Here is an 11,698-nt window from a genome sequence, read left to right on the forward strand (position 1 = left end):
GATACGAGGGGCCACATGATTTATTAAAAAGGGGACAGATCGGATATCTGTCCCCTGTTCGATCAGGATTTGGTAGGCGCGATTGGACTCGAACCAACGACCCCCACCATGTCAAGGTGGTGCTCTAACCAACTGAGCTACGCGCCTGTCGAGCGCGCATACTCTACAGGAAGCCACGGGAAAATCCAACACAAAACCGCCGGCGAACAACGACCTCACCCGCCCGCAGGGACAGGCGGGGGAAAATCCGGTGCCGGGGTTGCAAACCCGTTTTTCATGCGCTTTACTTAGACCAATTCTAAGACTCGGTCTAAGCGGCCGCCGACAGGTGGCTGCGGCATACCGTAACAACAAACAAGGAGGACGATGCCATGCTTCAAAAGCTTCCCACCGCCGGCGCCCTGAGCCTGGCCCTGCTGTGCGGTCCGCTCCCCGCCCTCGGGGAAACACCGCTGGGCCTGCCCCCGGTCCCCATTCCGGCCGACAATCCGCAGACACCGGCCAAGATCGAGCTGGGCGACCGCCTGTTCAACGATGTGCGCTTCAGCGCCGACGGCAAGGTCAGCTGCGCCACCTGTCACGACCCGTCCAAGGCCTTCACCGACAACCTGCCGGTGTCAGAAGGCTTCAAGGGCCTGAAGGGCACCCGCAACGCACCCACGGTCATCAATGCCGCCTACATGGAAACCCAGTTCTGGGACGGGCGTGAGCCGAGCCTGGAGGCCCAGTCCCTGCAGCCGCCCATCAACCCGGTCGAAGGCGGACTGGAGAACCATGACCCGATCCTGAAGACCATCCGTGACGACCCGCAGTACGTCAATGCCTTCCGCGAGGTGTTCCAGGTGAGCCCGGACGAAATCACCATGGATCATGTCGCCAAGGCCATCGCCAGCTTCGAGCGTACCCAGATCGCCGGCGACTCGCCCTTCGACCGTTATTTCTTCGGCGGCGAGGAAGACGCCATGACCGAGGCCCAGATCCGCGGCTTCCAGGTCTTCACCGGCCAGGGCCGCTGCGTGTCCTGCCACCAGGTCGAGCAGACCCAGGCCCTGTTCACCGACAACCGCTTCCACAACATCGGTGTCGGTTTCAAGAACATCAAGGGCCGGGTCGCCGAAATCGCCGAGGAGTTCCTCAAGGCCAAGGCCGAAGGCGCGGACGTGGACAAGACCGTACTGACCGACCCGGACGCCTCGGAGCTGGGCCGCTTCGCGGTCAGCGAGGACATGACCGACATCGCCGCCTTCAAGACGCCGACCCTGCGCAACATCGAACTGACCGCGCCCTACATGCATGACGGCAGCCAGGAGACCCTGGAGGACATGGTCGAGTTCTACAACAACGGCGGGCGTGTGAATCCGGACGATCCGGTCTCGCCCTTCCTCAGCGGCGGCATCCGCCCGCTGGATCTGTCCGAGCAGCAGAAGGAGGATCTGATCGCCTTCATGAAGGCACTGACCAGCCCCAGCGTCGCCGCCGCGACCAAATCCGCCGCCAATAACGCACAGTGAAGGAGATCCTGATCAATCCAAATATTTCCGTCATTGCGAGCGAAGCGTGGCAATCTCGTAATGCGGAATCGGCCGGTAGGAGATTGCCGCGTCGCTCCGCTCCTCGCAATGACGGATCAAACAGAGGTTCCTAAGGAGGGATAAGCATCATGAGCATCAAACGACGCGACTTTCTCAAGACCGGCGGCGCCCTGCTGGCCGCAGGCTCGCTGCCACTGAGCCTGGTCGAGGTGGCCTTCGGCAAGAACTCGCCGCAGAACTTCACCTTCGCCTTCATATCCGATTCACACATCACCCACATCAAGGGCAACGAGTTCGTGCGCAACTGGGACATGGGCCTGAAGCGCGCCATTGCCGAGGCCAACCTGATGACGCCGCGCCCGGATTTCACCATCTACGGCGGCGACATCGCCCAGCTCGGCACCCCCGAGGAGATCGATCACGGCCTGGAACTGCTCGGCGCCCTGCGCGGTGACGTGCGCTATGTCATGGGCGAGCACGATTACTACCTGGACCTGGGCGACTACTGGCGCAAGCAGCTGGGGCCGGACTATTACAGCTTCGATCACAAGGGCGTGCACTTCGTGGTGCTCAACAGCATCGTCACCTACGACGAGTGGACCCACCAGGACTGGGACACCCCCATGGCACGCATGAAGGAAATGGCCCGTCTGGACAATCCCAACGGCTCGCCCTTCATGGTCGGACCGACCCAGCGCGAATGGTTGCGCAAGGATCTGGAGAAGGTCGACAAGGACACCCCGCTGGTGGTGATCTCGCACTCGCCGCTGCAGAAGATCTACAAGGGCTGGAACTTCTGGACCGACGACGCCGAGGAAGTCCAGGCGCTGCTCAAGCCGTTCAGGAAGGTCACCGTACTCTACGGCCACGTGCACCAGATCCAGTACAACCAGATCGGCAACATCAGCTTCCACGCCGCCATGGCCACTGCCTGGCCCTGGCCCTACCCCTCCACCTACAGCCAGGAGGCCAGCTACATGCCCAAGCTCACGGTGGAGATGAACCGGGCCGATCCCTTCTTCGAACGCGATGCCACCGGCTGGCAGTTCATCAACATGCACAGCGGCAACGTGGACGTGCACTACACCCTGCCGGACAACACCAACCGGGTGGTCGCCTTCAACGAGGACAAGGGCCATCCGGAGGATACGAAGTATCAGGCCGAGGCCGAGCAGATCCCGCCGCAGGAACACTATTGAGCATCGAACAAGGGAGAACAACCATGCTGACACGCATTACCAAGGCAGTCCTGTGCGCCGGGGCGCTCACACTCGCGCAGCCGGCAGCCCAGGCCGAAGAATTCACCGAAGCGGACCTCAAGAGCTGGGAGGAGCAGTTCATGACCGTGGTCAAGCGCGGCGAGAAGCTGTTCCATGGCGGCCTGGAGAGCAAGAACACGGTATCCTGCGACCAGTGCCACCCCAACGCCACCAACACCCACCCGGAGACCTATCCGAAGTTCCAGCAGCAGCTGGGCAAGGTGGCGGTGCTCTCGGAGATGATCAACTGGTGCATCGAAAACCCGCTGGAGACCGAGCCACTGGCGCTGGACGACCCGCGCATGACGGCGTTGCAGGCCTACATCACCTGGGAACGTCGGGGGGTGGAGCTGGCGCCGGGGAAGCACTGAGAATAATCAAGAGCGCCACGGAATACACGGAAAGCACGGAAAACTTCATTGTCATTGCCGTGGCGCTTCGCGCCCGGCAATGAAATCCTTATTCCCCCTATACTCGTCATCCCGGCGCAGGCCGGGATCCAGTGACCGCGGCGATATCTGGATCCCCGCCTGCGCGGGGATGACGGAAATCAGGGGCCCGCTGGACTGCAAGCTGTAGGTGGGCTAAGGCCGGAGGGCGTAACCCGACGTGTGGCCATTTTTAACTTTTCCGTGTTTTCCGTGTATTCCGTGGCGCTCTTGAACTTGATCCCGCTCTTCACCCCGTCGCCGCATCATGCAGGCCCACACCCAGCTCGGCCTGGCGGATATGCTCGATCTCATCACGCACCTTCGCGGCCTCCTCGAACTCCAGGTTGCGGGCATGCTCGTGCATCTGCTGCTCGAGCTGCTTGATCCGGCGCTGGCGCTGTTCGGGTGACATGCGGCCGTATTCCAGCTGCTCCTCGGCCACCTGGGCAAAGCGCCGGGCCGGGATGGGCGCATCCGGCGTGGCCCCTTCCATGATGTCGGCCACGGCCTTACGGATGGACTGGGGGGTGATGTTGTGTTCCTCGTTGAAGGCCACCTGCTTGGCCCGGCGACGCTCGGTCTCGCCGATGGCGCGCTCCATGGATCCGGTGATCTTGTCGGCGTAGAGGATGGCCTTGCCGTGCAGGTTGCGTGCGGCACGGCCGATGGTCTGGATCAGGGAGCGGTCCGAACGCAGGAAGCCCTCCTTGTCGGCGTCCAGGATCGCCACCAGCGACACCTCGGGGATGTCCAGCCCCTCGCGCAGCAGGTTGATGCCGACCAGCACGTCGAAGGCGCCCAGGCGCAGGTCGCGGATGATCTCCACCCGCTCCACCGTGTCGATGTCCGAGTGCAGGTAGCGTACCCGCACATCGTGCTCGGCCAGGTACTCGGTCAGATCCTCCGCCATGCGCTTGGTGAGGGTGGTGACCAGCACCCGTTCGTCGACCGCGGCCCGGGCCTTCGCTTCCGAGAGCAGATCGTCCACCTGAGAGGCCACCGGCCGGATCTCGATCTCGGGATCGACCAGCCCGGTCGGGCGCACCACCTGCTCGACCACCTGCCCGGCGTGCTCCGCCTCGTACGGGCCCGGCGTGGCGGAGACGAAGATACCCTGGGGAGCCAGACGCTCGAATTCATCGAAGCGCAGGGGGCGGTTGTCCAGCGCCGAGGGCAGGCGGAAGCCGTACTCCACCAGGGTCTCCTTGCGCGAGCGGTCGCCCTTGTACATGCCGCCGATCTGGGGGATGGTCACATGCGACTCGTCGATCACCAGCAGGGCGTCCGGCGGCAGGTAGTCGAACAGGGTCGGCGGCGGCTCGCCCGGGGCGCGGCCGGAGAGGTAGCGCGAGTAGTTCTCGATGCCGTTGCAGTAGCCCAGCTCGGCCATCATCTCCAGGTCGAACTGGGTGCGCTGCTCCAGGCGCTGGGCCTCGACCAGCTTGTTGTTGTCATAGAGCTGCCTGAGGCGCTCCCTCAGCTCTTCCTTGATGCCGTCGATGGCGTCCAGGATGGTCTGGCGCGGGGTCACATAGTGGGTCTTGGGGTAGATGGTCACCCGGGGGACCCGGTTGAGCACCTCGCCGGTCAGGGGATCGAACCAGGCCAGGCTCTCGATCTCGTCGTCGAACAGCTCGATGCGCACGGCGTCGCGCTCGGACTCGGCCGGGAAGATGTCGATCACCTCGCCGCGGGCGCGGTAGGTGCCGCGCTGCAACTCGACGTCGTTGCGGGTGTACTGCAGCTCGGCCAGCCGGCGCAGAATTTGGCGCTGGTCGATCCGATCGCCGCGCACCAGGTGCAGCATCATGCTCAGATACGATTGGGGATCGCCCAGGCGTAATGGAAGAGACCGAGGCCACGATGATGGTGTCGCGCCGCTCCAGCAGCGCCTTGGTGGCCGACAGACGCATCTGCTCGATGTGATCGTTGACCGAGGCGTCCTTCTCGATGAAGGTATCCGAGGACGGCACATAGGCCTCTGGCTGGTAGTAGTCGTAGTAGGAGACGAAATACTCCACCGAATTGCGGGGGAAGAACTCACGGAACTCGCCGTAGAGCTGGGCGGCCAGGGTCTTGTTCGGCGCCAGCACGATGGTGGGCCGCTGGATGCGCTGGATGACGTTGGCGATGGTGAAGGTCTTGCCCGAGCCGGTCACCCCCAGCAGGGTCTGGTGGGCCAGGCCGCTGCCCAGGCCCTCGACCAGCGCCTCGATGGCCGCGGGCTGGTCCCCGGCCGGCTGCATCCGGGTGGCAAGTTCAAAATCACGCGTCATGAGTTCTATATCCACCGTCGTCATCCCGGCGCAGGCCGGGATCCAGATACCGCCGTGGTTTCTGGATCCCCGCCTGCGCGGGGATGACGGAAAATGGGACCCGGGTGGACAGCCCTTCTGGTGCCCAGCCGCGGACCTGCCATACAGGAATTGATCTGAAGATACGGACTTTCACGGGTATGTTGTAAATTTTTTAGTGCAACTGTCAGGTTAACAGACCCTCACTATTACAGTATGATGGCAGGCCGGTCTGGCACTCAATCTCAAGCTCACAGGAACCGGTTTTGACTACTTTAACACTTTCCCAGCGGGTCTCGCGCGTCAAGCCCTCCCCCACCCTGGCCGTCACCGCCCGCGCAGCGGAAATGCGCGCGGCCGGCCGGGACGTCATCGGCCTGGGCGCCGGCGAGCCGGATTTCGACACCCCCGAGCACATCAAGAGCCGCCATCGAGGCCATACGGGCCGGGGCGACCAATACACACCGCCGTCGACGGCACCCCCGAGCTCAAGCAGGCGGTGATCGATAAATTCCGGCGCGAGAACGGCCTGGACTATACCTCCGATCAGATCCTGGTCTCCTGCGGCGGCAAGCAGAGCTTCTTCAACCTGGTCCAGGCCCTGCTCAACACCGGCGACGAGGTCATCATCCCCTCGCCCTACTGGGTCTCCTACCCGGACATCGGTGCTGCTGGCCGACGGCAACCCGGTGATCGTCGACGCACGCATCGAGCAGGGCTTCAAGGTCCTGCCCGAGCAGCTGGAGGCGGCCATCACGCCGCGCACCCGGCTGGTGGTGATCAACAGCCCCTCCAACCCCACCGGCATGGCCTACGACCGGGCCGAGCTGGAGGCGCTGGGCGAGGTGCTGCGCCGGCATCCGCAGGTGCTGATCGCCACCGACGACATGTACGAACACATCCGCTGGGCGGACGAACCCTTCGTCAACATCATCAACGCCTGCCCGGACCTCTATGAGCGCACCAGCGTGCTCAATGGGCGTCTCCAAGGGCACTATTCGCATGGACCGGCTGGCGCATCGGGCGATGCCGGCGGCCCGGCGGCCGCTGGATCCAGCGATGAAGGATCCAGTCCCCAGAGCACCTCCAACCCGGCCGCGGTCTCCCAGGCCGACCGCCGTCGCGGCCTCAACGGCGACCAGAGCTCACGCATCAATGCGAAAGGCCTGAGGGAGCGCCACGACTATCTGGGATCGCCGCCCTGGATCATGCCCGGTGTACATGCCTGCACCCCGGCCACGAGCACATCTAGTCCTTCCCCAACTGCAGGGCGATGACGACGCCCGGCCCGACGTGGCACACCGAACAGGTTCGCCGAGAAACTGATCGAGGAGGTGAACGTGCCCTGGTCCCGGCTCGGCCTTTCCGGCGCCCCCGGCATACATGTGCGGCGGTCCATGCGCCACCACCCTCCCCCGGAGACGCTGCAGAGGCGGATCGGCGGAATCATTTTCAGTTCCCCTGGATAAGCAAGATGACAAGAGCGCCACGGAAGACACGGAAAGCACGGAAATTTATATGTCATTGCCATGGCGCTGCGCGCCCGGCTTTGAAAAAACAACCCTTGAGATTAGTATTTTTCCGTGTGTTCCGGGTATTCCGTGGCGCTCTTATGGCCTACTTGATCCAATGCCGGCGCCTCCAGATAAAGATGTCGCCCTTTGAAGCCCTTCCCCGGTAGCTCAGTCGGTAGAGCGTGTGACTGTTAATCACTAGGTCGCGGTCAGCCCGTCCCGGGAGCCAAAACGCGAAGGCCCGCATCGGTCATTGCGGAGCTTGTAATTTGTTTACAATCCCTGACTGTTCCGTCAGTCGCGCGAAGGCCGGACTAGACGGAAATGTATCCCTCTCAGGCGCTTTCCCTTGTTACACGAGGGACCCTCCGCCCACGGCTGTCCAGGTACGCACCGGACCCTTCCGGCCAGCTCAGGGTGCTTGAGGGGCATATTCCACTGTCGCAATCAGAATAGCCCAGCTTGACTGCCGCAGTCAGAGCGCGTAACCCTGGAACTCGTAGGCCAGCACCTGCTCCTCCGCAGCACAGCGCGCAATGGCTCGGATGAGCTGGATCTCGCCCGCCGCCGGGCGCCGCGCGGGTGTCCCGCCGAAGCCGAAGATACGCGGGGTGAGGATTAGCGCCCACCACGGCCAGTTGGAGGGGGCATCCGCGGGCTGGGTTTTTCCCCACGATGCGGGCTCACACCGGCTCAGACCCCGCATCGGATAGGTCGCCGGGTGGGTGGTGGTGGGCGTTGGGGGGGTGGAACTGTCGCAGGATACCGTGTTCTTGCTCTCGCAGGCCGCCAGGAACAGCTTCCGCGCCGCGCTGGACCACGGTCAGGACTGGCTCCTCCCATCTCTTTTGAGTCCCGCTTCGGTGAATTCTTCGGCCTGGGCTCCGTCTGCGCGAGTGTGAGCGCCCCGGCGCAACAGGACTGCCTGGTAATGCGTGTCGCATGGGTTGTTCTCCTTGTTCGAATGGCGTCAATAGTGTTCCTGCGGCGGGATCTGCTCGCCTCGCTGATACTTCGGGCCTCCGGATGGGCCTTGTCCTCGGTGAAGGCGACCACCCCGGTGTGTTGTCCCGGCAGGGTGTAGTGCACGTCCACGTGCCGCTGTGCATGTGTGATGAATGCCAGCCGGTGGCATCGCCGTTCGAAGAAGGATCGGCCCCGTTTTCATCATCTACCGTGAGCTTGGGCATGTAGCTGGCCTCCTGGCTGTAGGTGGAGGGGTAGGGCCCGGGCGCAGGCAATGGCCATGGCGGCGTGGAAGCTGAATGTTGCCGATCGGGTTGACTGGATCTGGTGCACGGGCCGTAGAGTACGGTTACCTTCCTGAACGGCTTATCAAGCGCCTGGACTTCTCGGCGTCGTCGTCCAAAGTTCCGCCCTTGTAGATCTTCTGCAAGCGGCGAGTGCGAGATCACCACAAGCGGGGTGTCCTTGTCGACCTTCTCCAGATCCTGGCGCAAACCAGTTCGCGCTGGGTCGGTCGACCATGAAGGGCGAGACGTTGGGATGTCCCAGACGGGCCATTTCGTCATGCGTGCCATGGGGGTGTCCAGTCCTGTGGGTCCACTCGTCGTAGGTGACGATGCTGTTGAGCACCACGAATTGCAAGCCCTTGTGACGAAGCTGTAAATAGTCCGGCCCCAGCTGCTGCGGCCAGTAGTCGACCAGGTCAGGTTAGTAATCGTGCTCGCCCAGGGGACATAGCGCACGTCAACCGCGCAGGGCGCCGAGCAGTTCACAGGCAGTTGACGATCTCCTCGGGGGTGCCGAGCTGGGCGATGTCGCCGGCCGTAGAAATGGTGAAAATCCGGGCGCGCGGCGTCATCAGGTTGGCCTCGGCAATGGCGCGCCTTCAGGGGGCGCATGTCCAGTTGCGCGAGACTCGTTGCCCCTTTGATGTGGGTGATGTGTGAGCGGATATGAAGGCGAAGGTGAAGTTCTGCGGCGAGTTTCTGGCCGAGGCCACCTCGACCAGCTCAGTGGCAGCGAGCCTGCGGGCCAGCAGGGCGCCCGCCGGTCTTGAGAAGTCGCGTCAAACTGGCTGGCCATCGGATGGTCTGAAAGCGGTGTCGCGGAATGGTGTGACGGTCGACCGTCCGCCCCCGGGCGGAATCATGCTCCATGACAGGGGCAACCACGCTGGCGGCCCGAGCCCATCCATTGCCGAAGCGAACGGTGATGTAACGGATTTCGATTGGATTTACTGAGATTCGGGCAAGTAGATCGGTGCCGGCCATGCGCGTGGTCGCAAGAACCCATGATGTTGGGGGGGGAAGGAAAGCCGGATTGACGGCCCTTGTCCGGTGGAGACCAGCACGAAGATCTCGCCTGCGAAGCAAGGCTGAGGCGGGGAACATCCGACACCGCGCGGGGTGCCGATCACGTGTGTGGTGCAGGCTCACGCACCGGCGGCTCCAGCACGGTACGGGCTTGTAGGCGGCAGCATGGAGAATGACCGCGGCGGTGGCTCGAACACCTGCCTCCACTGCGGACGGATCCGTCACGTCGCCCAGTATCCGAGACGAGCGCGATCGTCAGGAGACCGACGGGGGGGGGGGATGGGGGTGGTCAGTTCAAGAATCTGAGTATTGAGGGATGTAGAATGAAGCGAGGTGTTTGAACTCGGGAATGATCCGGATTCCCCAGCAGCGGAGGGGACAGTAGACCGAGCCTGGGCGAACCTGGGCGGCACAGCTCCGAACCGATGGAACGCCGCCGCCCTGACCAGATAACGACTTGCCCCCCATCCCCGAACGAATAGAGCAGGCATATCCAATGACAGGTCCCCGCCCCAGCAGATACCTCGATGGATACCTCGCGAGCAGGGCCCCGGTGTGACGCGCACCGGCATCAGGTCGTAAGGAAGGAAGCCGCAGAAGAAATCGTAGGGTCGGCGATAAATCAGTGGCGAAAGGGTAAGAAAGGGTTCCACCGACGGGGGCAAGGTGCAGCTCCTCACACAGTTTCAGCACCGACATGGCGGATCTCTCGAGGGAGGAGCGGTGGTAGGCCGAGGGCATGGCTGAGTCACCATATCGAATACCGAATGCGTCTGCCACCACTGCGGTAATCGAAAGCGCCATCTCCGGCCACCACTGATAGCCGTGGATATCGATACAGAGACGTTTAATCCTGAACATACATCATACGAGAACAAGAGGCAAGTGGGGGGCTGCAGGCTGTTGTCCGGATCGCGAAACAAGAGTACCACGGACCAGCATCTCGCCACCAACCGCCCGGCGCCAACCATTCAAACCCTTTGCCCGCGGAGTAAGTTTGCGGTCCTTGAACCAAGCGATAAAGAAAAGCGTGGTCCCCCGAGGAAAGAAAAAAACACAGCAGCAATATAGAGCGGGAACAGGGAACGGTGCATGCCCTCAAGGCGGGGGAACATGAAAATGAGCGCCATGCCGGACAACCGCGCCACGGCCACCGCAGTTGATGAGTCGCACCAGATCCGGCTAGAGGAAAAACGCCAAGTGCCGCGATAGAGCACCGAAATAGATGGGGAAAAGGCGGCAATCTGTAGATACCCATGAGAATAAGGGCAGGCCAGCGCACACCGCCCCATGTAGATTATGCAGACGGAATCGACTCGAAATTTGAACCTGGTCCAGGGGGCTGGCGACCAGGCCACCGGCCACATCACACGTCATGCAGCAAAAGCAACCGCGGGCGTGGCGAAGCCGGCGCCCCCCTCTCCCTCGAATAATCCGGTTTTTTTAGCATTGCCCAGACATCCGTGCCCCCCCCCATGTATGAAACGCCGATATGGGCACATATTCGACCAGGTAATTCGCAACCCCTATCGATTTCAAAGTCAATGATAAGGTTCAACATCCGACATTATTGTATATTTCCAGCTGCTAACGGAGGCTACTGATGAATCGGCGTATCGTGAGTTATACCAGGCCCGGTAAATTTTTCAACGTAACATTAGCAATCCGAATGTTCAATAAAAGGTGGGAAGCATCCATCAGGGATCACGCCTGCGTGCAACCTGTCGTCGGCCACGCCCGGGCAAGGAACGCATCCACCTGGCAGGATCCACGGAAGGCGAGCTCAGACAAAGGCACCCGGCAGTGAAAGCGAAGACCCGCTCCTTGGACGGGTACCATGGCTTATCTAGTTCGCGGGGCAGAGCACAGACGCGTGCCGGAAACGATCCATGCGTAAACCGGAACATCCTGACAATGACCCGCGCCTCTGGTCGAAGAATACCTTCTCCCACTGCGCGTGTAGCGTGAAAACCACCGGTCAACAAATAAACATCATTGACTAGCTTGTCGCATGATATCTACAGGACACACAAGTCTGAGTCGACTTCCATATGTAGTAAGGGTGGGGGTGAACCAAAAACATGAGACTGGGCCACCAAGCTCTTTTGCACAGGCAGCCGAGTCTCGGGGCCGCCCGAGCACACGGATTATCGAACGCTTTTCCAGATAGATCTCGGAACAGGATCCGGAAAAACAGGGTAACCCCGATCGATCACAGCGCGCCTATTATGCGGCCCCGATCCCCCCAGGCCCAAGGCCGCTCCGCCGAAACAAACACATAGCATTTGTACCAGCATGGATCGATATTCTCGGGATAGCTGGAACCCGCAACGGCCTATAACAGGTACGAGCAGCAGCGAAAACGATATGTACAACGCGGAGCGCAACA

At 62.0% G+C, this 11,698-nt stretch carries 6 protein-coding genes, 2 tRNA genes and 2 pseudogenes; 8 read left to right on the forward strand and 2 right to left on the reverse strand.

All coding sequences use genetic code 11. The features are described from left to right. Positions 1 to 70 precede the first annotated feature (70 nt). Positions 71 to 147: transfer RNA gene (locus tag D6C00_RS15305), tRNA-Val, on the reverse strand. Between the two features lie 224 nt (positions 148 to 371). Here D6C00_RS15305 and D6C00_RS15310 point away from each other — a divergent pair. The 3 genes from D6C00_RS15310 to D6C00_RS15320 all read left to right on the forward strand — a co-directional run bounded on the left by D6C00_RS15310 (position 372) and on the right by D6C00_RS15320 (position 3,162). Beyond that, positions 372 to 1,511, forward strand: a complete 1,140-nt coding sequence (locus D6C00_RS15310; RefSeq protein WP_125182679.1) for a cytochrome-c peroxidase — start codon at positions 372 to 374, stop codon at positions 1,509 to 1,511. Between the two features lie 149 nt (positions 1,512 to 1,660). Further along, positions 1,661 to 2,731: a metallophosphoesterase gene (locus tag D6C00_RS15315; RefSeq protein ID WP_125182680.1), complete on the forward strand. Its 1,071-nt coding sequence runs from the start codon at positions 1,661 to 1,663 to the stop codon at positions 2,729 to 2,731. Positions 2,732 to 2,754: 23 nt separating this feature from the next. Continuing rightward, entirely contained in the window at positions 2,755 to 3,162 is a 408-nt protein-coding gene (locus tag D6C00_RS15320; RefSeq protein ID WP_125182681.1) for a c-type cytochrome, read from the forward strand. Positions 3,163 to 3,469: 307 nt separating this feature from the next. Here D6C00_RS15320 and uvrB read toward each other — a convergent pair. Next, positions 3,470 to 5,498, reverse strand: a pseudogene (uvrB, locus tag D6C00_RS15325) (excinuclease ABC subunit UvrB). A 284-nt stretch (positions 5,499 to 5,782) separates the two neighbouring features. Here uvrB and D6C00_RS16245 point away from each other — a divergent pair. The 5 genes and pseudogenes from D6C00_RS16245 to D6C00_RS15340 all read left to right on the forward strand — a co-directional run bounded on the left by D6C00_RS16245 (position 5,783) and on the right by D6C00_RS15340 (position 9,237). Then, positions 5,783 to 6,019 carry a hypothetical protein gene (locus D6C00_RS16245; protein ID WP_241546956.1) on the forward strand — a complete coding sequence of 79 codons (237 nt, stop codon included), beginning with the start codon at positions 5,783 to 5,785 and terminating at the stop codon, positions 6,017 to 6,019. Beyond that, positions 6,016 to 6,087: pseudogene (locus tag D6C00_RS16430) on the forward strand (hypothetical protein); the annotation flags it as partial. The gene D6C00_RS16245 and the pseudogene D6C00_RS16430, both read left to right, overlap by 4 nt. After that, a complete protein-coding gene (locus D6C00_RS15330) occupies positions 6,062 to 6,793 on the forward strand; it encodes an aminotransferase class I/II-fold pyridoxal phosphate-dependent enzyme (RefSeq protein WP_255416807.1) in 732 nt (243 codons plus the stop codon). The pseudogene D6C00_RS16430 and the gene D6C00_RS15330, both read left to right, overlap by 26 nt. 394 nt (positions 6,794 to 7,187) lie before the next feature. Continuing rightward, positions 7,188 to 7,259, forward strand: a tRNA-Asn gene (locus tag D6C00_RS15335). A 1,690-nt stretch (positions 7,260 to 8,949) separates the two neighbouring features. Beyond that, a complete protein-coding gene (locus D6C00_RS15340) occupies positions 8,950 to 9,237 on the forward strand; it encodes a hypothetical protein (RefSeq protein WP_125182682.1) in 288 nt (95 codons plus the stop codon). Positions 9,238 to 11,698: the final 2,461 nt, after the last annotated feature.

The sequence above is a fragment of the Thiohalobacter thiocyanaticus genome (assembly GCF_003932505.1).
In the GTDB taxonomy this organism is placed as follows: domain Bacteria; phylum Pseudomonadota; class Gammaproteobacteria; order Thiohalobacterales; family Thiohalobacteraceae; genus Thiohalobacter; species Thiohalobacter thiocyanaticus.